27 protein-coding genes are annotated in these 25271 nt (G+C 65.3%); 2 read left to right on the top strand and 25 right to left on the bottom strand.

The features are described 5' to 3' along the window. Positions 1-108: 108 nt before the first annotated feature. Together GPA22_RS04205 and GPA22_RS04200 are read right to left on the bottom strand one after the other, a co-directional pair. Positions 109-351: a hypothetical protein gene (locus GPA22_RS04205; RefSeq protein WP_246264069.1), complete on the bottom strand. Its 243-nt coding sequence runs from the start codon at positions 349-351 to the stop codon at positions 109-111. Between the two features lie 194 nt (positions 352-545). Further along, the gene (locus tag GPA22_RS04200; protein WP_169254850.1) at positions 546-1451 is read right to left on the bottom strand and encodes a LysR family transcriptional regulator; all 906 of its coding nucleotides are present in this window, start codon (positions 1449-1451) and stop codon (positions 546-548) included. A gap of 122 nt (positions 1452-1573) precedes the next feature. On the opposite strand from GPA22_RS04200, the gene GPA22_RS04195 reads away from it, so the two are divergent. After that, a complete protein-coding gene (locus GPA22_RS04195; RefSeq protein ID WP_169254849.1) occupies positions 1574-2023 on the top strand; it encodes a DoxX family protein in 450 nt (149 codons plus the stop codon). Positions 2024-2117: 94 nt separating this feature from the next. Here GPA22_RS04195 and GPA22_RS04190 read toward each other — a convergent pair whose 3' ends face one another. The 7 genes from GPA22_RS04190 to GPA22_RS04160 all read right to left on the bottom strand — a co-directional run bounded on the left by GPA22_RS04190 (position 2118) and on the right by GPA22_RS04160 (position 10108). Further along, on the bottom strand, positions 2118-3446 hold the full coding sequence (locus GPA22_RS04190) for an MFS transporter (RefSeq protein WP_169254848.1): 1329 nt from the start codon (positions 3444-3446) through the stop codon (positions 2118-2120). A gap of 303 nt (positions 3447-3749) precedes the next feature. Next, positions 3750-4994, bottom strand: coding sequence for a M24 family metallopeptidase (locus tag GPA22_RS04185; RefSeq protein WP_169254847.1), 1245 nt, complete (start codon positions 4992-4994; stop codon positions 3750-3752). Positions 4995-5178: 184 nt separating this feature from the next. Continuing rightward, a complete protein-coding gene (locus GPA22_RS04180; protein WP_169254846.1) occupies positions 5179-6267 on the bottom strand; it encodes an ABC transporter ATP-binding protein in 1089 nt (362 codons plus the stop codon). A gap of 8 nt (positions 6268-6275) precedes the next feature. Next, on the bottom strand, positions 6276-7124 hold the full coding sequence (locus GPA22_RS04175; RefSeq protein WP_169254845.1) for an ABC transporter permease: 849 nt from the start codon (positions 7122-7124) through the stop codon (positions 6276-6278). Positions 7125-7138: 14 nt separating this feature from the next. Beyond that, entirely contained in the window at positions 7139-7978 is an 840-nt protein-coding gene (locus GPA22_RS04170) for an ABC transporter permease (protein ID WP_169254844.1), read from the bottom strand. A gap of 58 nt (positions 7979-8036) precedes the next feature. After that, positions 8037-9194: a polyamine ABC transporter substrate-binding protein gene (locus GPA22_RS04165; RefSeq protein ID WP_169254843.1), complete on the bottom strand. Its 1158-nt coding sequence runs from the start codon at positions 9192-9194 to the stop codon at positions 8037-8039. A 149-nt stretch (positions 9195-9343) separates the two neighbouring features. Further along, positions 9344-10108, bottom strand: coding sequence for an outer membrane protein OmpK (locus tag GPA22_RS04160; RefSeq protein WP_169254842.1), 765 nt, complete (start codon positions 10106-10108; stop codon positions 9344-9346). 291 nt (positions 10109-10399) lie between these two features. Between GPA22_RS04160 and GPA22_RS04155 the strand changes: the two genes are divergently transcribed. Further along, positions 10400-10573: a hypothetical protein gene (locus tag GPA22_RS04155; RefSeq protein WP_169254841.1), complete on the top strand. Its 174-nt coding sequence runs from the start codon at positions 10400-10402 to the stop codon at positions 10571-10573. 187 nt (positions 10574-10760) lie between these two features. Here the strand turns inward: GPA22_RS04155 and GPA22_RS04150 are convergent, their stop codons facing one another. From GPA22_RS04150 to GPA22_RS04075, 16 genes are all read right to left on the bottom strand, one after another. Continuing rightward, on the bottom strand, positions 10761-12242 hold the full coding sequence (locus tag GPA22_RS04150; RefSeq protein ID WP_246264067.1) for a purine-cytosine permease family protein: 1482 nt from the start codon (positions 12240-12242) through the stop codon (positions 10761-10763). 119 nt (positions 12243-12361) lie between these two features. After that, positions 12362-13132, bottom strand: coding sequence for a creatininase (locus GPA22_RS04145; protein ID WP_169254840.1), 771 nt, complete (start codon positions 13130-13132; stop codon positions 12362-12364). A 69-nt stretch (positions 13133-13201) separates the two neighbouring features. Further along, complete coding sequence (locus GPA22_RS04140) at positions 13202-13417, bottom strand: hypothetical protein (protein WP_211168925.1); 216 nt, start codon at positions 13415-13417, stop codon at positions 13202-13204. Positions 13418-13834: 417 nt separating this feature from the next. Next, entirely contained in the window at positions 13835-14866 is a 1032-nt protein-coding gene (locus GPA22_RS04135) for a GlxA family transcriptional regulator (protein ID WP_169254839.1), read from the bottom strand. A 141-nt stretch (positions 14867-15007) separates the two neighbouring features. Then, a complete protein-coding gene (locus tag GPA22_RS04130; RefSeq protein WP_246264065.1) occupies positions 15008-15505 on the bottom strand; it encodes a hypothetical protein in 498 nt (165 codons plus the stop codon). Between the two features lie 92 nt (positions 15506-15597). Then, positions 15598-16095, bottom strand: coding sequence for a hypothetical protein (locus GPA22_RS04125; RefSeq protein ID WP_169254838.1), 498 nt, complete (start codon positions 16093-16095; stop codon positions 15598-15600). Positions 16096-16244: 149 nt separating this feature from the next. Next, complete coding sequence (locus tag GPA22_RS04120) at positions 16245-16829, bottom strand: hemerythrin domain-containing protein (protein ID WP_169254837.1); 585 nt, start codon at positions 16827-16829, stop codon at positions 16245-16247. 17 nt (positions 16830-16846) lie between these two features. Further along, the gene (locus GPA22_RS04115; RefSeq protein WP_169254836.1) at positions 16847-17554 is read right to left on the bottom strand and encodes an ATP-binding cassette domain-containing protein; all 708 of its coding nucleotides are present in this window, start codon (positions 17552-17554) and stop codon (positions 16847-16849) included. Continuing rightward, entirely contained in the window at positions 17547-18302 is a 756-nt protein-coding gene (locus GPA22_RS04110; RefSeq protein WP_121428219.1) for an ABC transporter ATP-binding protein, read from the bottom strand. Before GPA22_RS04110 ends, GPA22_RS04115 begins: the two co-directional genes overlap by 8 nt. After that, the gene (locus GPA22_RS04105; RefSeq protein WP_169254835.1) at positions 18302-19300 is read right to left on the bottom strand and encodes a branched-chain amino acid ABC transporter permease; all 999 of its coding nucleotides are present in this window, start codon (positions 19298-19300) and stop codon (positions 18302-18304) included. Before GPA22_RS04105 ends, GPA22_RS04110 begins: the two co-directional genes overlap by 1 nt. 10 nt (positions 19301-19310) lie before the next feature. Further along, positions 19311-20168 carry a branched-chain amino acid ABC transporter permease gene (locus tag GPA22_RS04100; protein ID WP_169254834.1) on the bottom strand — a complete coding sequence of 286 codons (858 nt, stop codon included), beginning with the start codon at positions 20166-20168 and terminating at the stop codon, positions 19311-19313. A 75-nt stretch (positions 20169-20243) separates the two neighbouring features. Beyond that, positions 20244-21407, bottom strand: coding sequence for an ABC transporter substrate-binding protein (locus tag GPA22_RS04095; protein ID WP_169254833.1), 1164 nt, complete (start codon positions 21405-21407; stop codon positions 20244-20246). A 70-nt stretch (positions 21408-21477) separates the two neighbouring features. Next, the gene (maiA, locus tag GPA22_RS04090; RefSeq protein ID WP_169254832.1) at positions 21478-22134 is read right to left on the bottom strand and encodes a maleylacetoacetate isomerase; all 657 of its coding nucleotides are present in this window, start codon (positions 22132-22134) and stop codon (positions 21478-21480) included. A 5-nt stretch (positions 22135-22139) separates the two neighbouring features. Next, positions 22140-23333: a 3-hydroxybenzoate 6-monooxygenase gene (locus tag GPA22_RS04085; protein ID WP_169254831.1), complete on the bottom strand. Its 1194-nt coding sequence runs from the start codon at positions 23331-23333 to the stop codon at positions 22140-22142. Positions 23334-23391: 58 nt separating this feature from the next. Continuing rightward, positions 23392-24102 (bottom strand): fumarylacetoacetate hydrolase family protein, encoded by a 711-nt coding sequence (locus tag GPA22_RS04080; protein ID WP_169254830.1) that lies wholly within the window; start codon positions 24100-24102, stop codon positions 23392-23394. A gap of 33 nt (positions 24103-24135) precedes the next feature. Beyond that, a complete protein-coding gene (locus GPA22_RS04075; RefSeq protein ID WP_169254829.1) occupies positions 24136-25173 on the bottom strand; it encodes a cupin domain-containing protein in 1038 nt (345 codons plus the stop codon). Positions 25174-25271 lie beyond the last annotated feature (98 nt).

Raw genomic sequence — 25271 nt, 5'->3', positions numbered from 1 at the left:
CCCGCGTGCGGGCCACGACCGTCTTCGCCATCGTTGTTTATTCGGGCATGCATTCACCAGCGAAGGGGCCGTCCAGGGCGCACGGCCCCTCACCCGGCCCGGCCGGAGTCAGCCCTTCATCGAGTACAGGTAATCGACGCGGCGCCCGACCGATTCCACGTCAGCGAACGTGGCGTCGATCTTCTCGCAGGTGAAGGGGTTGCCCGGGCGCGTCCAGGCGTTCGCAAGGTCGACGTTGATCAGCGCCGGCTTCTTGCCAAAGCCGACGCGGCGCTGGAAGCCGCGCTCCTGGTACAGCTTGGTGGCTTGCGCGAAGGCCTGTTCGAGCGTCTCGCTGAGTGGGCTTTCCATGTGATTCGTCTCCAGGCAGGTTTGCGCTCGGGTGGCGCGACAGCGGGGTACATGCCTGGAGGAATACTAGCCAATACGATTGATCTGTATATTTACAATTAACAGCACATTGTTGCACATACAGACAATAATATTGAGCACGGGCCGGTTCGCGCCCCTCACGGTGCACACCGAGCGGGCATTACCCCCGAGCCTTATTCGAGCTGATCATCAAACAGCTCGCTCACGAACCTCACGAACGCGCTGATCTTCGCGGGCTGGTGGCGGCTTGGCGGATAAAGGATCGAGATCGGCGGGCCCGGGGCCGACCAGTCCGCCAGGATCGGCACCAGGACCCCTTTCGCAAAGTAGCGCTGCAGCGAAAGGGAAAAGAGCTGGACCACGCCGCCGCCGGATATGGCCGCATCGATCAGCGACTCGGCGTGATTGATCCAGATGCGGGCGTCGGGCATCTGCTCGAACGCGACGTCGCCCTTGCTGAAGTACCAGGGGACGGGATGCCGCGAAGTCGGCTGCAAAAAGCCGATCTGCGGATACCTCGCCAGATCCTGCGGCGCCGCCGGGGTGCCATGCCTGGCCAGGAAATCGGGCGATGCGCAGCACACGTAGCGCGCCCGGTGAATCGTCTTCGCCACCCGCGACGACTCCTTCAGGTCCCCGATGCGGATGGAGACATCCACGCCCGTTTCCTCGGGTGCGAGGACCTGGTCCCCGAGCGTCATCCTCACCGTCACTTCGGGATAAAGCTCTGCGAAACGAGGCAACGCCGGCGCGATATACATGCGCCCGATCGCGGTGGGAACGTCGACCCGGAGCACCCCCTGGGGCACGGCCTTCGCCCCGCGCAAGCCCTCCTCCAATTCGCCGAGCCCATCCAGCAAATCGCGGGCGCGGTCGTAGCAGGCCCGGCCCTCGTCGGTCAGGGAGAGCTTGCGCGTCGTCCGGTTGAGCAGCCGGACGCCCAGGTGTTCTTCCAGGTTCGTGAGGTGGTTGGTCACCGAGGAATTCGACATGTCGAGAAGCCGGGCAGTGCGACTGAAGCTGCCCATTTCGACAATGCGGCAAAAGACACGCAACGCCTCGAAACGGTCGATGGCCATTTTTGCGATAATCGAAAAAGTAATTTCAATTATTCTATATTTTAGCGATCTCATGCAATCGTCAAAATTCGCCCAACAAAGCGTCGGAAGACCAGGACGAGTTTTTGACAGGAGAGCGCATCATGACAAACGTACAGGACAGACAAGCGGCGGGACTGCTGATCGGAAGGGGTCTGTTGGGCCTCATCTTCCTCATTTCGGGGGTCGGCAAGATCGGGCGCTTTGCCGCCGTCGCGGGCTACATGGCCTCGAAGGGGCTGCCCGTGAGCGAACTGCTTCTGGCCGGCACGATTGCCCTCGAAGTGCTGGGCGGCTTGTCCCTCATCCTCGGCTGGAAAGCGCGATGGGCGGCCGGCGCCTTCATCCTCTTCCTGATTCCGACCACCCTGATCTTTCACCCGTACTGGAGTGCCGACGCCGCCAGCTATTCGAACCAGCTGAATCATTTTCTGAAGAATCTGGCGATCATGGGCGGCATGTTCTACGTCGCCCTGCTGGGCCCCGGGAGGTTCAGCCTCGGCCGCGGGGAGAACCGGATCGAGTCCGGCGCCCTGAACAAGCAGGCGGCCTGACGGGAAGATTGGCCGCCTCCCCGGAAGGTATTGCCAGGGCGCGTCGCCGGCCAGCAAGCGCCCTGCGCTTGACCGGACGGCGGCGCGCTCCCGCTCAGGCTCTCGATTCGATGAAGTCGTCGCCCGAGCGCGTGCGCGTGGCGAGGATCGCGACCAGCGACACCGTCGCGGCGCCGACCAGGTACCACGCCGGGGCAAACGGGTTGCCGGTGGTCTTGATCAGCCAGGTGCAGATGAACGGTGCGGTGCCACCGAAGAGCGTGTTCGCGAGGTTGAAGCTCAATGCGAAGCCGCTGTAGCGCACCGAGGTCGGGAAGGTCTCGGCGAGGAAGCACGCGAGCGTGCCGTCGTTCATCGCGAGCAGCAGTCCGAACATGATCTGGATCATCAGCATCGTTTCGAAACTGGCGCCCGGCAGCGCGCGGAACAGCGCGACGCTCATCGCCATGAAGCTCACCGCGGCGAAGACCAGCATGGTCTTGCGCCCGAACATGTCCGAGAGCTTGCCCATCAGGAAGATGAAGCCGATGTAGGCGATCAGCGAGATCGTCGCGGCGCGGAACGATGCCGCTTCGCTGAGGCCCTGCTCGGTGCTGAGGTAGGTCGGCATGTAGGACAGCAGTACGTAGAAGCCGACCGCGTTGAGGCTGGCGACGCCCAGCGCGACGATCACCGTCCGGCGGTAACGCGTGAGCAGCAGTCCGATCGGCGCGGCCTCCTTGTGGGCGTGTTTCGATTCCATCGCGCGGAAGGCCGGCGTGTCCTCCAGGTTGGTGCGGATCCAGCGGCCGATCAGGCCGAAGGGCGCGGCCAGCAGGAAGGGCAGGCGCCAGCCCCAGGCGTGCATTTCCTCGGTCGTCAGCACGGTGTGCATCCACGCGACGAGCAGCGAGCCGAAGAGCAGGCCCGCCGCGGTGCTGGCCGGCACCAGGCTGGTGTACAGGCCACGCTTCTTCGCCGGCGCATACTCGGCAATGAAGGCCGAGGCCCCGGCGTATTCGCCCGAAGCCGAAAAGCCCTGCACCAGGCGCACAAGCAGCAGGAGAATCGGCGCCCAGATCCCGACCATGTCGTAACTCGGCAGGAAGGCGATGACGAAGGTCGAACCCGACATGATCAGGATCGACAGCGAGAGCGCATCGCGGCGGCCGATGCGGTCGCCGATGTGCCCCCAGATCACGCCCCCGACCGGGCGGATGAAGAACGAGATCGCGAACACGGCGAAGGTCGACATCAATGCCGTCGCGCGGTCCTCGCTCGGGAAGAACACCGCCGCGATGATAGTGGCGAGATAGCCATAGGCCGCGTAGTCGAACCATTCGACGAAGTTGCCGATGAAGCTTCCGGCGGCGGCGCGGCGCACGAGGCGCTGTTCGCTATCCACGGCGCACTCACCCCTCAATACGGCTTGTTGTGTATTCATGTTGTCTCCACGAAACCTGGTGTGAATCCGTCCGACGCGCACGGCAAGCCACGCCGGGCCCCAAAGGCACGGGCGCGCGGAACGGTAAATCCGGGTGGGCAGGCGACGGCGATCCGGCCACGGTGGCGCGGCACGGAAAGGCGGTCGTCAACGACTCCTGCGAGGTCGACGCACTGCGGGCTCTAGGAGGAGGCCCAGCGGCTTTTTTTCATGGATGTGTCTCCGGTGTAATCGCCGCCCTCTTCCGGGGCAGTCATCGTTTTGGCGGCCTGCCGCAGGCGCGGCAGGCCGGATTCCGTCGGCTTAGCGGCGGATGATGTTGTGCTCCGGCCCGTACTTGAAGCCGGTGATGTTCTCGGCGCCGTTCTCGGTCACGACGAGGATGTCGTGCTCGCGGTAGCCACCGGCGCCGGGCATGCCTTCGGGCAGCATGATCATCGGCTCGATCGACACGACCATGCCCGGCTCCAGCACCGTCTCGATGTCCTCGCGGAATTCGAGGCCGGCCTCGCGGCCATAGTAGTGCGACAGCACGCCGAAGGAGTGGCCGTAGCCGAAGGTGCGGTACTGCAGCAGGCCGTGCTCGGCGAAGATCTCGTTCAGCTGCGCGGCGACGTCGCAGCAGCGCACGCCCGGCTTCACGAGCTTGAGGCCGGCCTCGTGCACCTTGACGTTGACCTCCCACAGCTTGAGCGAGGCGTCGTCGCAATGGTCGAAGAACATCGTGCGCTCGAGCGCGGTGTAGTAGCCGGAGATCATCGAGAAGCAGTTCAGCGACAGGATGTCGCCCTTCTGCACCTTGCGCGTGGTCACCGGGTTGTGCGCGCCGTCGGTGTTGATGCCGGACTGGAACCAGGTCCAGGTGTCCATCAGCTCCGAGTCGGGGAAGCGCTTGGCGATCTCGCGGATCATCGCCTGCGTCGAGGCGAGCGCCACTTCGTGCTCGGCCACGCCTTCATGCACGGCCGCCGCGAGCGCCGCACCGCCGACGTCGCACACCTGTGCGCCGTGCTTGATCAGCGCGATCTCCTCGGCCGACTTCACCATGCGCATGCGCATCGTCGGGGCGCCGATGTCGGTCAGCGTGACGTTCGGCAGCGCGGCCTTGAGCTTTTCCAGGCGCTCGACCGGGATGTGGTCATATTCGACGCCGACACGGCCCTTGTTGGCGATTTCCTGCTGGATCGCGCGGAAGTAGTTGTCACGGCGCCAATCGGTGTAGACGACGTTGTAGTCGCCCACGGTGCGGCGCCACGGCTGGCCGCCGTCGATGTTGGCGCTGATCGACACGACCTTCTCCTGCGTCACGACCAGGCCATACGGGCGGCCGAAGGAGCAGTAGAGGAAGTCGCTGTAGTAGTTGATGTTGTGCATCGACGTGAACAGCACGGCGTCGATGTCGTTGGCCGCCATGTAGGCGCGCAGCTTCGCCTGGCGGTTGTGGAATTCCTGTTCCGAGAACGTGTGCTTGACCTTTTCGCCGTTCTCGATGCGCAGCAGATCCTTCATTTCCGAGATCGACTGAATGCCGGTAACCAGATTCGTCATGTCCATCCACTCCTGTTATATGTAATGGGTGTTGCCGAAAACATCGCCGGATGCCTGGGAACCTGCGCACCGACAACGTAAGTCCATGCTAAAGAACGGGATGCCCCCCTAATTTCCGCACTTCGACGGGCGTTTTCTTGAAAACGACGACGACGAAAACGTCGGCCGAATGCATCCCGCAGGCTCAGGCGGTGCCGCCGAAAAAATGCGCCGCAGCCGCCGGCCAGGACGCCACGACCGAGTCGCCGGGCTGCACGCCGAGGCAGTCGTAGGTGCGTTCGGGCAGGATCACCTTGAGGTCGTCGTCGATTCCGGGCACCTCGAGGAACAGCGTCACCATGTTCCCGATGAACTTGTGGCTCAGGAAACGCGCGCGCACGTGGTTCTCGTGCCGCGGCTCGTCGCCGATCGCGATCTGGTCGGCGTTGACGTAGAAATCCGCCTGCGCCCCGTGCGCGCCCGCGAAATTGCCGCGCGACACCGACATCCCGCCCGTGGCGGTGTTGAGGCGGATGGCCTGATCGCCGGCCTCGGCGACGCTCCCGCGCAGGATCGTCACGTTGCCGATGAACTCGGCAACGAAACGGTTCGCGGGATGGCGGTAGATCGCCTGCGGCGAGCCGATCTGCTCGACCTTGCCGCGGCTCATGATCACGACGCGGTCGGCCATCGAGAAGGCTTCGGTCTGGCTGTGCGTGACATACACGAAGGTAATGCCCAGCTCGCGCTGCAGGGAGCGCAGCAGCGCCTGCATGCGCACGCTGAGGTGGGCGTCGAGCGCGCTCAACGGCTCGTCGAGCAGCAGCACCTTGGGCTCGGTGACGAGCGCGCGCGCCAGTGCGACGCGCTGACGCTGGCCGCCCGAGAGCTGCATCACGTTGCGGCTCGCGAACTCGCCGAGCTCGAGCTTGTGCAGCCACGCGAGCGAGCGCCGGTCGCGCTCGGCCTTGGCGACGCCGCGCATCTTGAGGCCGAAGCCGACGTTGTCGAGCACGCTCAGGAAGGGGAAGAGCGCGAGGCTCTGCCACACCAGCGGCAACTCGCGCCGCCACGGCGGCAAGCCCTTCTGCGAGCACCCCTCGAGGCGGATCTCGCCCGCTGAAGGCTCCTCGAGCCCGGCCAGCATGCGCAGCATGGTCGTCTTGCCGCAGCCGCTCGAGCCCATGATCGCCAGGAACTCGCCCTGCCCGATGCTGAACGAGGTCTCGGTGACCGCCGTGTAGTCGCCGAATCTCTTCGATACGCGATCGATCTCTACCAGTGCTTGAGTCATGGTCGTTCTCACAAAGACAAACCGTTGTTGGTAACCGCGCCGCCCGCAGGCTGCGCCGGGGAATCGGCGGCGGCGCGCTTCGCCTTGCCCATGCCGGAGAACCCCATGCCGATTGCGACGAGGAGGATCGAGGACGTGAATACCGCCGTGCCGATCGCGTTGATCACCGGGCTGACCTGCCCCTGCAGGAACACCAGCACGCGCACCGGCACGGTCTCGTTGAGGCCCGACACGAACCACGCGACGGCGAACTCGTCGAAGGACACCGCGGCGGTGATCAGGAAGGCGGCGACCAGGCTCTGCTTGCAGAACGGCAGGACGACGTGCCACAGCGTCTGCGCCGGCGACGCGCGCAGGTTCCACGACGCTTCCTCGAGCGCGGCGTCCATCTGCGCCAGACGCAGCCGGATCATCGCCATCGCGAACGGCAGCGCGATCACGACATGGCTGATCAGCACGGCCCACACCTCGCCGGCGAGGTTGATGCGCGACAGGTAGGACAGCATCCCCAGTCCCATGATGACGGCGGGAATCGTCGGCGGCAGCAGCATCAGCAGGCCGAACAGCGACTTGCCGCGGAACTCGAAGCGGAAGTCGCAGTAGGCCGCGCAGAAGCCGAGGATCGTCGACAGCAGCGCCACCGGGATCGACACCATCACGCTGCGCTGGAAGGCCTCGATGACCAGCGGATCGGTGAAGGTGCCGCCGTACCAGTCCGTCGTGAATCCCTTCAGCGGCAGCGACGGGAAGCGGTCCGCATTGAACGAGAACACCAGGCTCGCGGCGATCGGCGCCAGGATGAAGAGGAAGGTGTAGCCCGTATAGGCCCACCCGAACCAGCGGCCGATTTTCAGCATCCCGTTTCCCGACATCATTTGCGCCTCCCGTAGGCCAGCCGCACCGCCGCGAGGGAGGTGAGGACGAGGGTGAGGATCATCACGATCGCGACGACCGCCGCGCGCGGCCACTGCTGGCCGGACTTCGTGGTGTCGATGATCAGGTTGCTGAGCGTCGGCGGAGCACCGCCGCCGAGATAGGTCGGCGCGACGAAATCGCCGAAGGCGAGGATGAAGGCGAAGAGCGCGCCGACGACGAGCGAGGGTTTCGCGAGCGGCATGATCACCTCGAACAGCGTGCGCACCGGCCCCGCGCGCAGGTTGTGCGCGGCCTCGATCAGGTTGCGGTCGATCTGCGCCAACCCCATCGTCTGCACCAGCGTCACGAGCGGCAGCGCCAGCGTGACGTAGCCGACGAGCGAACCGAAGTCCGAGTTCAGCATCGGCAGCCCGTCGATGCCGACGACCGACAGCAGCGCATTGACGATGCCGTTGTCGGCGAGGAAGGCCTGCCACGAATACACGCGCACGAGATAGCTGGTGAAGAACGGCACCACCAGGAACATCAGCGCGAGCTTGCGCGTGCGCTCCGACACCGTGAACGCCAGACTGCAGGCGGCAGGAAAGGAACAGGCGGTCGTGACGGCCGCCGCGCCGAGCGCCAGCGCCCAGGTATGGCCGTAGGCCGACCAGAACGAGCTGCGACTCAGCATGAAGTCCCAGTTCTTGAGGGTCATGTCCGGTTCCAGGCGGAAATTGACGACGCTCCAGAACGAGATGACGAAGAGGAAAAGCAGCGGCAGCAGGAAGAAGGTCAACTGCCACAGCAGGGGTGGCAGCAACAGCGGCCACCGCCGACGGCTGGTGTTCGACATGGGGATGCTCCGGAATGGCGCCGGGCGGACCGCGGCCCGCCCGGCGTGGCGGGAAGGCTCAGGCCTTTTCCTTGTACTCGGACCAGAAGTCGTTCCAGTCCTCGATGCTTTGCTGCACGGGCAGCTGGCGGAACGTGATCTTCCCGGAGCGGATGTCGTCCATCACGTTGTGTCCTTGCAGCACCATGCCCTGCCTGCGCGCCTCGGCCGCGTCGCTCTGCCCCAGCAGCTCCCAGCCCTTGCGGTTCGGGATGAGTGCCGGATAGGCGGCCATCTTCGCGGACTTCACCTGGCCCTGCGCCGAGGTGATGTACTGGATGAAGGCGTTGGCGAGATCACGGTTGCGCGTGCCCTTGCCGATCGACAGCGACTCGGTCCATTGCAGGCCGCCCTCGTCGGGCACGACCGAGCTCACCTTGGCGCCCGAGCGCGCCAGCGTGCCGGTGATCCAGTCGCCGATGCCGCACACCAGTTGCAATTGCCCGTTCTTCAGGCCGCTGAAGGTGCCGCCATAGTCGAAGAAGCCCGCGACCTGCGGGCGCAGCGACTTCATGACGCTCTGGAGCTTGCCGAACTGCTCCTTTTCCAACTTGTACGGCGCCTTGTGGCCGGCGTAGAGGCTGATCTCCCCCATGTTCGGCAGATACCAGTCGAAGTGCCCGACCTTGCCCTTGTACGCCGGATCCCAGTACACCTTGAACGAGCGCGCCTTGCTCTCGGGTACGGCCTCGGTGTTGTAGGCGACGCCGAGGAAGCCGAAGCGGACCATCACCGCGTAGAGGTCGTTGCCGTCCCAATGCCCCGGGAATTTCTGGAACTCGGGGAAATAGTCGTCGAACGGGTAGTCCTTCGCTTCAAGGCGTTCGAGGTAGCCGGCCTTGCGCAGCTGCGGCACGTATTCCGCGTCGGACAGGATCAGGTCGTAGGTGCCGGCCGGCGACTGCGAGATCAGCGCCAGCATGTTGTCGCCGCCGGTGTAGTACTTCGGCTTCACCTTGACGTTGTACTTCGCCTCGAACTCGGCAACGATGTCCGGTTCGGCATGGCCGTACCACGCCAGCATCGTCAGCGTGCGCGGCTGGCCGCCCGACGACTGCGCCCAGCTGCTGGCGGCCGTCAGCGACAGCGGCAGCGCACTGCCCGCAGCCAGGGCAGTGCTGCTCTGGAGAAAGCGGCGGCGGAACGGCGACTGCAGGGACTTGTCTTCCTGTTTCATTTCGATCTCCTTTGGTACGAACGGATCGGCAGGCCGCGGCTGCTCGGGCAGCTCTCTTGCCTTGCCGACGAAACACCGGGAACACACCCGCAACCGGCCGCGGACACCCTGTCAGAGGCGCCCGCAAACCGATCGCGATCGTGGGAAAGTCAGAAGTTCCAGCGCACCAGCAGCGTCGGGGTCGTGCGCGAGTACGTGCCGCCGCCCTCGCCCGCGGTCTTGCTGTAGGTGGCGTACTCGTGGCGGTAGCCGACGTCGAAATGCTTGTTGAGTTTCAGCCACAGGTCGGGCTGGACGAAGACCGTGTTGTCGCGCTCCTTGTTGTTGAAATTCACCAGCAGCAGCGGCGACCAGGTGAATTTCAGCCCCGCGACCTCGAAGGGCAGCATCGCGAACGTGCGCCAGAACAGGGTGCGGATGGTCTTCCCTTCGTCGCCGGTGAAGCGCGCGCCGCGCGTGTAGAAATCGGTTTCGAAGAAGCTGAAACCGGGCACTTTCAAATCGAATGCGACGCCGAAATTGTTTGCGCGGAAGTTCGCATACGAGCCCCGTTCGAGGCGCGCGGCGAGATAGACGTCCTGAATGAATCCGAACGAGAGATCCGCGCCGGTGATCTTGGAGAGGCTCAGCCGCGGATTCCAGACCAGGAAATACTGATTCTTGGTCTGCTCGCCGAACGAGCCCGCACCGAATCCATTGAAGTCGCCAACGTCCTTGCCGTAGTAGGTGTCGGCAAAGAAATAATTGTCGCCATACTCATGGACGCCGAAATGCTCGAGACGCACGGTCGTCAATTTCCCGTCGGCCGTGCCGGTGCCGAAAACCGGATCGAACTTGGACTCGGTCGTATAGCCGACCGTCACGTTCGTGTTCTGCCAGCTCTCTGCCGCGAAGGCACTCTTTCCCGTGGCCATCCCAAAAGCCACACAGCACCCGGCAATCAGGGCAGCGCCGGATCTCCGTCCAATCACCTTGCTCTTCATCTGCTTTTTCCTTTGGTCTGAATTTCATTGTTTTGCTTACCGGGGCGTGACTGCTCTTTGCAGCTCTCGAATGGCCATCCGGATATTTTCTTGTTGCCCGACACGCAAATCGATCTGCGCAGGTCCCCTCCTCTTCGACGAGAATTGCCAGGCGCGTGTGGCGCCCCCGCCTGCTCCGCTTGAATTTCTTGCTGTGTTTTCCGGAATCAGGTGGAGGCAAGTATGGAAACGTGCCGCGCGGGCGCATTTCCTGATATCGACAAGCCTTGTCGTGCTGCCGACATCGAAGGAAATGTCGAAAACGCGCAAATAAGGGAATTCCGTGCCGAAATGCAGAGCTTTATTGCAATTGCAATTCGCCGCGACGAATGCGGCGTAAAAGAAAATCGGCCCTGACCGCGTCCTTGAAGACGCGCCCAGGGCCGATTCCGTTCGCCAGCGTATTGCGGGCGCGAATCTCCTTCGGGTTATGGGCCCGATGTCGCTCGCTGCTCCGCGAACGCCCACCGGCCCACGATCTCAGTCCTTCGCGCTCAGGCGTGCTTCGATACGTTCATCGCCGCGGCGGCAAAGGTGTTGCAACTCAGGCTCGTCCCCTTGCCAGCTGTACCCTGGCCAGTGGTACCTCTTCCAATGCTTCCCTTGCTACTTGTGAATAGCGCAGCGCGTACCGACGGCCCAGCACATAGTAGAGAACTGCAGAGCTTGCGCCGCCGGCGAGCCAGGAAAGATCGACCCCGCCCATTGCCACGGCAAAGGGGCCTTGAAACAGTGGAATGATTCCGTACATGAACAGGTAGGTGCATCCCAGACCACCAAAGAATGCCACCATCGCCGCCGGATTGAATTTTTGCATGTGCCGGGATTCCGGCCCCTCGAAGAGGAAGTCGAAATTTTTGGTATTGCGTTCGAACACGAAGCAATGCACCCCCATGATGCCACCCCAGGCGGCAACCCATGCCACGATGGAAATCAGCCACGAATCAAGCGCGTGGGCGAAGTTGTCCTGCTTCATGAAGAGCATGACCGCCAACATTGCGAAGACGCCGACCATGATCGACAGCTTGTGCCTGGAGATCTTGATATCCATGGCCTGAGCCGCCACGCCGAATGTATAAAGGTTGATGATGTTGGTGGCAATCGGGCCGTGAATGACGAGCGCCAGCACAGGGATCGCGAGCACCCCGAAATTGGAGACGATCAGTGCGCCGGGATCCGCGGTTCCATTCTTCGTTGCCAGGGTCGCGCCCAGCACGCCCAGCCACACCACGGGGATGAATTGACCGAGCGTGCTGGCAAGATAAAGGCGCGTCTTGCACACCGTGGTCGACACAAAGCGCGAATAGTCCGGTGCATACGTGAACCAGCCGATCCCCCAGCCGATGCCGATCGCGGTCATCACGGCACTCATCGCGGCGAGGCGCGGCATGCCGGTCAACACCTTGCCTTCGGGGCCTGCGTAAGCCCAGTTGATATCGAACTGGGTCCAGGCAACGACGCTCATCGCCACCAGCACCAGCACCGTAGGCGGCACGGTCCATTTTTCGAAGGCAGCAATGGCCCGATACCCGATGTAGCAAATGACGACCTGGGTGGTCATGATGGTCGCTGCCGTCGACAGGCGCCACCAGAAATTTTCCGCGGTCGGATCCACCCAGCCAAGCTGGCCGAAGAGTGCCATCACCAGATCAAGGATGATCCAGGTATTCACCGCCGACCAGCCGACGGCGAGCAACGCCTGGATGGCAGCCGGCAGGTAGGCCCCATAGCGACCGAAGGCAGCACGCGAAAGCACCATGCCGGTGACGCCGGTTCGTTGCCCAAGCAGCACGAAGGCCCCAAAGCCGAGCATTCCAAGCAGGTTGCCGGCCACCAGGACGGTAATCGTGTCCGCGAGCGAGAGTCCGAGGTTTATCCCGAGTGCGCCCAGAATCCAGTTGATGGGCGCAACGTTTGCCCCCGACCAGATCCAGAACTGCCCCCAAACGGATGTGGTTCGCCGATGCTCGGGAATCGGTTGCAGCATCTCTTCAAGGTCAGCGGCGTCGCTTCCATGGTTACTCATTTTGCATGTCTCCAATAATTCTTATAACTCGCGGGGCAAGTCTGGACGACGCCCCGCGGCATTCCTGACAACTATGAACTTCGGTCGGAACCTCCCTGATACGAAACGGTTGCCGGCATTCAGTCGAACGCGCGCGCCAGTTCGCGGCTGATGCCGTCGACGCAAACTTTCAGCAGCGTCTCGCCATGCTGCGCGCTCGCGCGTTTCGCCGACGACAGGCAACCGGATGCCGGTGTCCATTCCGGCTTGATCGGGAAGAAGTCGTACGGGGGAAACTGAGCCGACGCGTGATCGCAGACCTTCTCCATATCGACCAGGTGCGGATGCAGATGGAGCATCAGCGAGGTTTCCAGCACGCCGCCGTGTTCGACCGCCCAGCCCGGAAACTCGCCCTGGTAGATGGCGTCGATCGCCTCCTGCGTGACGAAATCCCAATACGAGAGAACCACGGTAGAGAAATCGCGGATGCCGTCCCAGCGCAATTCGCGTTGGGCCAGATCGACCCCTTCGACGATGAATGCCGAATTCTCGTAATGGCCATTGACGAGCACCGTCCGCCGCACGCCATGACGGGCAAGTTCCTTCAGGACGTCGCGGATCGTCGAGGTTACGGTCAGGCCATCCAGACTCGTGGTCCCCGGCATGTGGTTTCCGCCGCCACTCTTCTGCTGCGATTTGTAGCCGTAGGCGATGGGCGGGGCGACGAGCGCACCGATGCGGTCAGCAACGCGCTCGGAAATCGCAGTCGGGAGCAGCACGTCCGGGTTCATCGACATGTGCGGGCCATGCTGCTCGAGGGCACCGACCGGAATCAGCACCGGAGTCCGGCCGTCGCGGACCAGCGCATCGTATTCCGGCCACGCGAGTTCGGAAATGTGCACACTTTTCATTCAATCGTCTCCGTTTCAGTTGAGGACGCGACGTCGCCGCCCGCGGGACGGGCCGCCGGGTTGTTTGAGTTACTCGATCGCGCTGTGTCCGATGCACACCACGGTGCCCTGCAGCACCGCGGTGACAAGGATGCCGGCGACCAGCGGCCAGGTCGGGAGCTCGCCATCGGCGGGCCCATCGAAGGTCGCGTTAAAGATGCAGGTCAGGGAGATGGCAGCGATGAAGGTGTTGATGCCGGGCCGGCCGATGAGCCGGAGCAACGCGGCCGCCAGGCCGTCGAACACCCGGGAATCCGTATTGCCCCCGGGTCGGGACCACGTAGACACCGTGTCCGCGAACCCGTATTCCCGCTTGCCATGCGGGACGCACGCAGTGCCGTACCCCATGTTGCTGCCTCCTTTGTAGTGCTGCTGTCTTGTATTTGTTATGCGGTCGGGCCCCAGGGCGCGAACCGGGCATGCCGAAAGTCTCTTGTCGCTCCGGTCATGCGGCGGGCCTGTCAGCACACCGTACGCCACCGCGCACGGGTCTTCGCAAGCAGGTCCGTATTTGATGCCATCGTAGGTGCGACCGCGGCGTGTCAATATCCGACGCACGACAAGGATTTTCGTGAAACCGACGCAAGGGGCGCCGGCTGGGCGCCCCTGCGCAATCCGGTCGCAGACGCGTAGTGGTCAGGAACTGGGGGCGAAACGGCGGGATCAGTCCGACGCGCCGGTCCGGGCCTCCGCTGCCGTCTGCCGCCGCCGCTCCGCGCTCGGCGAGATGCCGAAACCGGCGTTGTAGCGGTGCGAGAAGTGCGCGAAGGACACGAAGCCGCAGGCCATCACGATGTCGGCGATCGGACGGTTGGTGCGCGTGAGGAGCTGGCGCGCACGTTCGAGGCGGATCTGCAGGTAGTACTGGCGCGGCGTGCAGTTGAGCGCCTCGCGGAACAGGCGTTCGAGCTGGCGCGCGGAGAACTGCATGTGCGCGGCGAGTTCTTCCATCGAGAGCGGTTCCTCGATGTTGCACTCCATCAGCTTGATCGCCTCCACCAACTTCGGGTGCGAGGCATTGGAGACGTCGCGCAGCGAGGTCTTCTGCTTCTCGTCGGGGCCGCGGCGGTCGTAGATCAGCAATTCGGCCACCGCCGTCGCCACCTTGCGCCCGCCGCCGCCGAGACCGATCAGGTGGATCATCATCTCCACCGGCGCGATCCCGCCGCTGCACGAGCAACGGTTGCGGTCGACCTCGTAGATCTTGTTCGACACGACCAGGCGCGGAAAGCGGTCGAGCAGCGCGTCCATGTCTTCCCAGTGGATCGTGCTGCGGTAGCCATCGAGCAGCCCCGCGCAAGCGAGGAAGTAGCTGCCCGTATCGATGCCGCCCAACGCGACACCCCGGCTCGCGAGCGCGCGCAGCCAACGCAGGATGGGCTCGGCGCTAGCGCTCGGCAGCGGATTGGGACCGACGACGAAGACACCGTCGAGGTCGGCCACGTCGGTCGCCGCGCGGTCGGGCTGCACGCAGATGCCCGCGCTCGAACGCACGGGCTCACCGTCCTTCGTCAAGGTCACAAACTCGTAGAGTTTGCGCTTGGCGACCATGTTCGCCAGGCGCAGCGGGTCCACCGCCGCACCGAAACCGATCAGCGTGAAGTCGGGAACGAGAAGGAAGCCGAAGCGGATCGGCTTGTCGCCGCCCCGTCCGGCCCAGTGGCCCGGCCCCTGGCCGGAAGTCGTATTGCTCATCGAGGTGCCCTGAAAGTCGAGGCCCCCAAGTCTACACACGTCGGCGGCGCTATCAAGGCGTCGGGCCGACGCAATCGTCCCGATCAGGGCAATGCGACCGGCTTGTTTCCTGATGGCGCCAACCGGGCGGCGCCGCGAGAATCAGTGACCGGCCTTCACGGGCTTCCAGCCGGGATGGTCGAAGTACTGGCCGTAGTTGTTGAGGGCATTGACGATATGCACGACGCCCTTGCTGCGGTCATCGACCGCCTTCTTGCCGCCGACAACCTCCGCGCCGTCCGACATCTCCGCGATCACCCCGTGGAGGACCGCATCGGCCTCGGGCGCGAGCTTGCAGTTGCCGACGATGTAGGCGAGTTGCTCCTCGACCGCCTTGCCCATCGCCTCGTACTGCGTCGCGGTGAGCCGTCCGGCGTGGATCGCATCGAGTTTGGGCTCGACGTTCGCGCGGATCTTGACCATGCCCTCGCGCAGCGGCGCATCCGTCTGCCATTTGCCGCCCGCATTGAGCTTCAGCGCCGGAGCATTCGATCCGTGGTCATGTCCCCCTGCGGCGAGCGCCTGAGACACGCCCCCGAATCCCGTCGCGGCCGCGATGGCACAGGCGACAAGCATTCCCTTTGCGGAAATTCCCTTCATTTATCCGATCCTCATTCGTGGTTGATTGGCGTGTCTCGCCGGGAAAAAGGGGGCGACGCGTACGCCGCTCCGCACAGGCACGGCAGGATGCATTACCGCGCTGAAACCTCGATACGTTCGTCCAGGGCGCGCCAACCGGGATGGTCGAACAACGTGCCGTACAGGTTGAGCGCCTGGAGCACCTTCAGGAGCCCCATCCGGCGTGCGTCGACGCTGCCGGCACGGCGCATCAGCTGGGTACCGTCGGACATTTCGGCCAGCAGCATGTTCAGGTGCCGCACGGACGTCTCGTCCTTGGTACAGCAGGCGAGCAGCTGCGAAATCTGCGCATCGATCGTGCGGCCCAGTTCGGCAAGGCGCACGGCGTCCAGCGGTCGCGCCGGCCCGGCGTCGACACTGGTCGAAATGGCGGTGCGGATCTCGTCGATGCCCCCTCGCACCTCCTCGGTCGGACGCCATCGGCGGGCGGCCTCGGCCTCGACTGCGGATACGGTCGCGGGGATGTCGGTGCGGCCGGCGGACGTCGCCGATACCGCAGCGGGAACAAGAACGATTGCCGCGGTCACGACCGCAAGATATTGCGCGCGCATGGGACCCTCTCCTGTCTTCTGTATCCGGCGCTCAAGTTACGCCCGGTTTCATGAACGGAGACTGAATGGATCGCTGCGAGGTGGAAAGCACGCTCCGGGAGCGGAGATGCCGGTAAAGGGAGGCGGGGCGCAGGACGCGCCCCGATTCGTCAGCCTTTCGCGGAGGCGGAGGCGCCGACCCCCATGGGGGATGGGACCATGTTCACGATGCGCGAGAACAGCGCCCGGAATTCCCCCGCAGGACCGGACCACGGGCTCTTGTTCGCTTCGAAAGCGGCATCGATCTCGGCCCAGTCCTGCGCCGCAAGCCCCGTGCGCGCGAGCGGCAGGAGTTCGGTCTCCTCGCGATTGACGTGGCTCCAGGAGGCCGCGAGATAGGTGCGCGCGGCCGCCTCGAACTCGGCGAACACGGCGGGGCCGATGCCTTGGTAGTGCACGAGCGCCCCACGCAAGGCGGCGGTGCGGCGCGCGCCTTCGGCGTGTTCGGCTTCGAGCTGGTCCAGCAGCGCCGCCGCTGCGGGAATACGCTCGCGCATCTTGACGAAGAGGTAGTCGTCCTCCTTGGGGTGGTGCAGCTTGTCCGGCACCTGCGTGATGTACTCGATCATCGCCGCCAGCAGCGCGAAGTCGGGCTCGAAGCGGCCGTCGCGGATGCCGTCGAGCACGAAGCCGAAGGCCTGCAGCACGGCGCCGAGGGCGCGGTGTTCGTCGTGGATGATGTCCAGGGCTTTCATGGTGTGCGTCCTTGGGGTCAGTGCGCGGCGACGCCGAGCCAGCTGTCGAGGAGGTCGCGGTCGGCGCGCAGGGTTTCGCTGTCGCCGCAATAGACGGCGCGGCCGCGTTCGAGCACGAGGGCCTGGCGCGTGAGCGGCAGGATCTGGCGGGCGTGCTGCTCGACGAGGATCACGGCCATGCCGCCTTCCTCGGTGAGGCGCCGGATGATCGACAGCAGCTCCTGCACGATCAGCGGCGCGAGGCCTTCGAGCGGCTCGTCGAGCAGCAGCAGCTTCGGGTTGAGCATCAGCGCGCGGCCCATCGCGAGCATCTGCTGCTCGCCGCCGGAGAGCTCGTTGCCCATGTTCGTGCGCCGTTCCTTCAGGCGCGGGAACATGTCGTAGACGCGCTGCAGGTTCCAGTGGCCGGGCGTGGCGACGACGGTGAGGTTTTCCTCGACGGTGAGCGACGGGAAGATGTCGCGTTCCTGCGGCACCCAGCCGAGGCCGCGGTGCGCGCGGGCGTGGGCGGGGACGATCGCGAGGTCTTCGCCGGCGAAGCGCAGCGAGCCGGAATGCTGGCGTGCGGCGCCCATCAGCGTCGACAGCAGCGTGGTCTTGCCCATGCCGTTGCGGCCCAGCAGCGCGAGGCTGTCGCCTTCGCCGAGGCTGAAGGAGATGTCCTCCAGCACGACGGCGTCGCCGTAGCCGGCGCGCACGTTTTCGAGTTTCAGGAGTTCAGACACTGATCGCCTCCCCCAGATAGACTTCCTTGACCTTCGGATTGACGGCGATCTCGTCGGGCGTGCCGCCGGTGAGGAGCGCGCCGCTCACGAGTACCGAGATCTGGTCGGCGAAGCGGAAGACGAGGTCCATGTCGTGCTCGATGAGCAGGATCGTCACGTCGCGCGGCAGAGCGGCGATCGTTTCGAAGAGCTCGCGGCTCTCGGAGGTCGGCACGCCGGCGGCCGGCTCGTCGAGCAGCAGCACGCGCGGCTTCATCGCCAGCGCCAGCGCGATCTCGATCAGGCGCTGCTTGCCGTAGGCGAGGTTGCGCGTCTTCTCGTGCGCGAGGTCCAGCAGGCGCAGGGTCGCGAGGAGCTGCGCCGCTTCGTCGACGGCTTCGGCGTAGGCGCCGATCGGGCGCCAGAAGCGCGCGCCGATACCGATGCGCTCGTTCACCGCCATCGTCACCGATTCGAGCACCGTCAGGTCGGCGAACAGGCGGTTGATCTGGAAGGTGCGGGCGAGGCCGCGTTTGACGCGCTGGTGCTGGGCGAGATGGGTGACCGGCTCGCCGTTGAGGATCACGTCGCCGCTCGTCGGTTCGAGGAAGCCGGTGAGCAGGTTGATCAGCGTCGTCTTGCCGGCGCCGTTGGGGCCGATCAGCGCGTGGCGCGCGCCGGCCTCGACGTTCAGGCTGACGTCGTTGGTCGCGACGAAGCCGCCGAATTTCTTGACGAGATTGCGCGTTTGCAGGGCGTAGGTGGTCATTACTTGGTCCTCCCGAAGGCCGCATCGAGGCGACGCTGGACGCCCCTCAGTCCACCCATTACGCCGTCGCGCGCGAACAGCACGATCACGACAAGCAGCGCGCCGAGCCAGAACTGCCAGTACTGCGGGTTGAGGTCGGACAGCAGATGGTGCGCCGACATGAAGACGATGGTGCCGAGCAGCGCGCCGTAGAGGCTGCCGGAGCCGCCGAGCACGAGGATCAGCAGCAGCTCGGCGGAGCGGTTGAAGGCGAGCACGTCCAGCGCGACGAACTGCGTCGTCTGCGCGAGCAAGGCGCCTGCGATGCCGGCATAGGCGGCGCCGATCGTGTAGACCGTCGACAGGCGGCCGTTCACCGGCGCGCCGAGTGCGGGCATGCGCCCGACGTTGAGGCGGATGCCTTTCAGGCTCAGGCCGAAGGGGCTATGCACGAGCTTGCGGGCGACCCAGAACAGCACGAAGAGCACCGCGACGGCGTACCAGTAGGCGGTCTTGCCGTAGAGGTCGAACTCGAACTGCCCGAGCACGGGCAACACTTCCATGCCCTGCAGGCCGTCGACGCCGCCGGTGATGTCGGTGAGCTTGTTGGCGATCTCGTACAACATCATCGAAACGCCGAGCGTGACCATCAGCCGGGTGAGGTCGGCGCCGCGCAGCACGAGGAAGCTCGTGACGTAGCCGAGCACGGCGGTTACGACGGCCGCGACGGCGAGCCCGATCAGCGGGTCGCCATAGCCGTGCGCGGCGAGCAGGCCGGCCGCATAGGCACCCAGGCCGAAGAAGGCCGCGTGGCCGAGCGAGACGATGCCGGCGTAGCCGAGGATCAGGTCGAGCGACAGGCAGAACAGCGCGGTGATCGCGATCTGCGTCAGCAGCACGAGGTTTTCGGGGAAGATGAAGTAGGCCGCAACGGGGATCAGCCAGAACGCGAGTTCGGCCGGCCGCCAGCGGTCCGCGCGCGCGATGGGCGCGAGGTCCAGGGCGAGGGTGGCTTGCATGGAAGTCTCCTTAGCGGGCGGCGCGGCGGCCGAACAGGCCTTGCGGGCGGACGATCAGCATCACGACCATGACCGCGTAGATCACGAAGGCGCCGATCTGCGGCACGTAGTACTTGCCGGCGACGTCGACGACACCGAGGATCAGCGACGCGACGAGCGAGCCCATGATGTTGCCGCTGCCGCCGACCGCGACGACGATCAGGAAGTACACGATGTACTTGACCGGGAAGCTCGGATCCAAGCCCAGCATCTCGACGCCGAGCGCACCGCCCAGGCCCGCGAGCGCGGTACCGAGCGCGAAGGTCAGCGTGAAGATCCGTTCGACGTTGATGCCGACGCCGCGCGCGGCGCGCGGGTTGTCGACCGCCGCGCGCAGCTGCGCGCCGAAGCGCGTGCCGCGCACGAGGCGGTTGAGGCCGTATGCGATGGCGAGGCTCAGCACGACGAGGAACAGGCGGTAGATGCCGATGTCGAGCCCCGGCAGGTTGAACTGCCCCTGCAGGAACTCCGGCAGCACCATCGGCTGCTGCTGCGCGCCGAAGAAGTAGTGCGCGCCGGCGATCGACATGAACACCAGGCCGATCGAGAACAGCACCTGGTCGAGGTGGGTGGCGGCGTACAGGCGGCGGTACAGCGTGCGCTCGAGCACGACGCCGGCGAGCGCGGTCGCCAGCGCGGCGACGGGCAGCGAGGCGAGGAAAGGCACGCCGGCGCGGTTGAGCAGCGTCACGCAGACGTAGCCGCCCAGCATCGCGAAGGCACCATGGGCGAGGTTGACGAAGTTCATCAGACCGAGCGTGACCGAGAGGCCGACGCTGATCAGGAACAGCAACATCCCCGAGGCGATGCCGTCGAAAATGACGGTCATGGGAGTCTCCTGTTGCGGTGTTTCCGTGGAATTCGAGCCGCGGGGGAAGGCGTCGCGCCCTCCCCCGCCGGGTACTTACTGCTTGCCCGGATCGCGCAGGTCCGCGATCTTGTCGAATTCGACGTTCTGCAGCTTGCCGGCGACCTTCTCGACCTTGCGGATGTAGATCGTCTGCACGATGTCGCGCGTCTGCGCGTCGATGGCGATCTTGCCGCGCGGGCTGACCCAGCTCATGCCCTTGGCCGCCGCGACGAACTTGTCGCCGCTCGCGTCGCCGCCGGTCTTCTCCAGCGTCTTCGCGATCAGCTGCATGCCGTCGTAGCCGCTCACCGACATGTAGTTCGGGCGGTCCTTCGGATAGGCCTTGTAGTAGGCCTGCACGTAGGCCTTGTTCTCCGGCGAGTCATGCACCTCGGAGTACTGCAGCGAATTGACGATGCCCAGCGCGTTGTCGCCGACCGCGTCGAGGATGTCCTCCTCGGTCAGGTCGCCGGTCGCGATCACGCGGATGCCGGCCTTCGCGAGGTCGCGCTCCGCAAAACCCTTCATGAAGGCCACCGTCTGCTCGCCTGGCGGCACGAAGAGGAAGACCGCGTCGGGCTTCACGTCCTTGATCTTCTGCAGGAAGGGCGCGAAGTCGGGGTTCTTCACCGGCGTGCGCACTTCGCCCACGATCTCGCCGCCGGCGGCGGTGAAGGTCTTCTTGAACTGCGCCTCGGCATCCTGGCCCGGACCGTAGTCCGCGACCAGCGTATACACCTTGCGGATCTTGTTCTTCGCCGCCCACTCGGCCACCGGCGCGGTGATCTGCGGCAGCGTGTGGGACACGCGCAGGATGTAATCGGACTTCGTCGTCACCGCGGAGGCGGCGGCGTTCATCACGATCATCGGCTTCTTCGCTTCCTTCGACACCGGCGCGGCGGCGAAGGCGGACGGCGTGAGGCCGAAGCCGGCGAGGATGTCGACCTTGTCCTTGACGACCAGCTCCTGCGCCGCGCGCTTGCTGATCTCGGGCGCGACGCCCGTGTCGTCCTTGATGATCAGCTCGACCTTGCGGCCCGCCAGCGTGTCATTGTTCTGCTTCAGGTACAGGCGCGCACCGTTCTCGATCTGCTTGCCGTAGGCGGCGAAGGGGCCGGACATCGGCAGCACCATGCCGACCTTGAGCGGCTCGGCGGCGAGCGCCGGGATAGCGGCCAGGGCAGCAACGATCGCAACGACGGATTTCCTGAATGCCATGTTTGATCTCCTCATCTCTCTTAGGGGGTGTCGAGGGCATTTCGCCCCCGACTTCTTCTGGATCTTGTGATTACGCTTTCGGCGCGTCCGGCTGCACGGCAGGCGCCGCGCGGCGGAAGGCGTCGAGCTCGTTGCAGGCGCGGTCGATCGCGACGATGTTCGGATACGGCGTCAGATCGACGTTGAAGCGGCGCGCGCTCTCGACCTGCGGGATCAGGTACACGTCGGCGAGCGTCGGCGCGTTGCCGAAGCAGAACGAACCGCGCGACTTGTCGGCCGCGAGTAGCGCTTCGAGCGCGTCGAAACCGGCCGTGATCCACGTCGCGCACCACGCCTGCACCGCCGCCTCGTCGCAGCCCAGCGTCTTCCTCAGGTATTCAAGGATGCGGCGGTTGTTGATCGGGTGGATGTCGCAGCCGACGATGGCCGCGAGCGCGCGCACGCGGGCGCGGTCGGCGGCGTTCGCGGGCAACAGCGCGGGCGCCGGATGACGCTCCTCCAACCACTCGATGATCGCCGGCGACTGGATCAGGGTCAGGTCGCCCTCAGTTGGCCCGGTCATCAGCGCCGGCACCAGCGCCTGCGGATTCACCGCCTTGAAGGCAGCACCGAGGTGCTCCTCGGTGCGCAGGTCCACCGCCACGTACTCGTACGCGATGCCCTTCAGGTTCAGCGCGATCCTGAGACGATGCGAGGTGCCGCTGCGGAAGAAGTTGTAGAGCTTCATCGCGCTCAGTCCTTCGCGAGGCAGTTGTCGACGTTCCAGCCGTACAGCCACTCCATCGCGTCGTAGAAGCGCTCCGGCGTGCGGCCCTTCCACAGGTCGTTGCGCACCAGGCGCTCGACGCCCTTGGCGTGGTAGATGCGGCCCATCTCGCGCGACGACAGCACGATGCGCGCGGTGCGGGCGATGCGCGAACGCTGGTACAGGTCGAAAGCCTTCTCGAAGTCGTTGCCATTGACGCGCAGCGCCTCGCCCAGGGTCACGGCGTCTTCCAGCGCCATGCACGCGCCCTGCGCCATGTACTGCGTCGTCGGGTGCGCGGCGTCGCCCAAGAGCGTCGCGCGGCCGAAGGACCACTGGCCGATCGGCTCGCGGTCGGCGGTCGCCCAGCGCTTCCAGCTCTTCGGCAGCTCGATCAGTTGGCGCGCCTTCGGGCAGATGCCCTGGAAGTAGCTCTGCACTTCCTCGCGGCTGCCTTCGGTGACGCCCCACTCTTCCTTGTCGCGGCTGTGGAAGGTCACGACGATGTTGTACTGCTCGCCGCCGCGCAGCGGGTAATGCACGAGGTGGCAGTTGGGGCCGACCCAGATGCTCGCGGCGTTCCACTGCAGGTTCTCGGGGAAGTCCTTCTTGTCGATCACGGCGCGGTACACGACGTGGCCGGTGACACGCGCCGCGTCATTGACGTACTGCGTGCGCACGACCGACTTCACGCCGTCGGCACCGATCAGCGCGACGCCGCGGAAGGCGTTGCCGTTCTGGTCATGCACGATGACGCCGGTCGCGTCCTGCTCGATGCGCTCGACGCGGGTCGAGGTCTTGAATTCGACACGGCCCGTTTCCTGCGCGCCTTCGAGCAGCGACAGGTGCACGTCCACACGGTGGATCACCGCGTAGGGGTTGCCGAAACGCTTGCGGAAAGCTTCGCCGGTCGGGATGCGGCCGACGAGGGTCTCGTCGAGCGCGTCGTGCATCACCATCTCGTCGGTATACACCGCACGGCCGCGGGCCTTCTCGCCGACGCCCAGCGCGTCGAAGGCGTGGAAGGCGTTGGGGCCCAGCTGGATGCCGGCGCCGATCTCGCCGATCTCGGCGGCCTGCTCCAGCACCAGCACGCGGAAGCCCTGGCGCACCAGCGCGAGTGCGGCTGCGAGGCCGCCGATGCCGCCGCCGGCGACGATTACGGGAAGTTGCTCGGTCATGTGTGTCTCCTCCAGGTCGTTCAGGGGCGGCGGAGCCTGCCGGCTCCGCCGAAGGATGTCATTCGGCTGCGCCGATCGTCAGTTCGATGTCGCCGACGCGATCGACGTGGCCGGTGATGCGGTCACCGCTCTTCACCGCGCCGACACCTTCCGGCGTGCCGGTGAAGATCAGGTCGCCCGGCTCGAGGTGATAGAACTTCGACAGGTCGGCGATCAGCTCGGGGATGCTCCAGATCAGCTGCGACAGGTCGGCGGTCTGGCGCGTCTCGCCATTGACCTGCAGGTTGATCGCGCCCGTCGTCAGCACGCCCAGATCGCCGATCGGCACGATCTCGGTGCACACCGCCGACAGTTCGAAGTCCTTGCCCAGATCCCACGGACGGCCCTGCTCGCGCGCCACCAGCTGCAGGTCGCGGCGCGTCATGTCGAGGCCCGCAGCGTAGCCGTAGACCAGCTTTTCGGCATCGGCCTCGGCGACGCGGAAGCCCGGCGCGCCGATCGCGACCACCAGCTCCATCTCGTAGTGGTAGTTCGAGGTGCCGGTCGGGTACGGCACGGTGGCGCCGGACTGGACCAGCGTCGAGGCAGCCTTCGTGAAGTAGAAGGGCTGAGCGGTGGCCTTGTCGACCGGGCGGCCCATCTCGACGGCGTGGGCGTGGTAGTTGCGGCCGACGCAGAAGATGCGCTTGACCGGATAGCGGGACTCGATGCCGCGCACCGGCAGCGAATACACCGGCGACGGCGGGAACAGGTATTGGGCTTCGGACATGTCGGTTCTCTGTGGGTCGTTATGATTCGGCGATCAGGCACGCACTTCGTACACGCCGAGCTTCTTGTGCAGCGGGCTCTCGTCGGCGACGAAGATGAAGGCCGGCTCGCTCGCCGAGCGGTTCTTCAGCGTCACGGGGGTGTAGCCGGGGGCGCAGCAGGTGTCGGCCGGCGACAGCGTGAAGGACTGGTCCTCGACCGCCACTTCGGCACCGCCCTCGATCAGGTGGAACACCATTGCCGGCGAACGCGCGGGCAGGTTCAGCGTCTCGCCCGGGCGCAGCATCAGCGCCGAGAAGCCGAGGATGTTCTGGCAGTCGCCGCCGTTCTCGGGATTTACGTAGGCGACCTGCACGGCCTCGATGGCGGGCTGGGTTTCCGCCAGGCTCAGCAGCGCGGCGCGGGCGTCGGCCCAGGGGTAGCGCAGCATCGGGTACTGGCGCGAGCTGCCACGCGAGAACACCGGCGAGGGCACGACGCCGCGGGCGTAGCTGCGCTCCAGGCACGTGCCGATCACCGCCTGCTCCTTGCCTTCGACGGCGTAGGAGGTTTCCGTGTAATAGACGAGCGGCAGATCCAGCACGTCGAGCCACACCACCGGGTCCTTGCCGTCGTGGCCGTGCTCGTGCCACAGCCCGGTCGGCGTCAGGATCAGGTCGCCGCGGCTCATCGGGCACTTCTCGCCATCGACGGTCGTATAGGCGCCCTCGCCTTCCACGATCATGCGCACGGCGTTCGGGGTATGCTTGTGCGACGGCGCCCACTCGCCCGGCAGCAGCAGCTGCATGCCGAGGTACATCGCCGCGCTCGCCTGCATCTTCTCGAGGCCGTGACCGGGGTTCGCGAGCACCAGCACGCGGCGCTCCGCCTTCTCGATCGGGGTCAGCTCGCCGGCCTGCATCAGCAGCGGGCGCAGCGCCTCGTAGGACCACATCACGGGCTTGGTGCGGCGGGAAGGCGTGCCCGGGGGCAGCACCGCGCGCAGGCTGGGCCACAGCGGCACCAGGTTCTGCGCACCAAGGGACTCGCGGTAGGCGAGCGGCAGATCATCGAGACGACCAAGTTCCTGCATTCCTGACTCCTCCATCGGGATATCGCTGCCGTTCAGGTGAAAAACCTTTGCGCCAGATCAAGGCGGGCAGCGATTCGTTGTGATGGAGCGCAATTTAT

Source organism: Aromatoleum toluvorans (genome assembly GCF_012910905.1).
Lineage (GTDB): Bacteria > Pseudomonadota > Gammaproteobacteria > Burkholderiales > Rhodocyclaceae > Aromatoleum > Aromatoleum toluvorans.
This window is presented reverse-complemented; position numbering and strand designations above follow the sequence as displayed.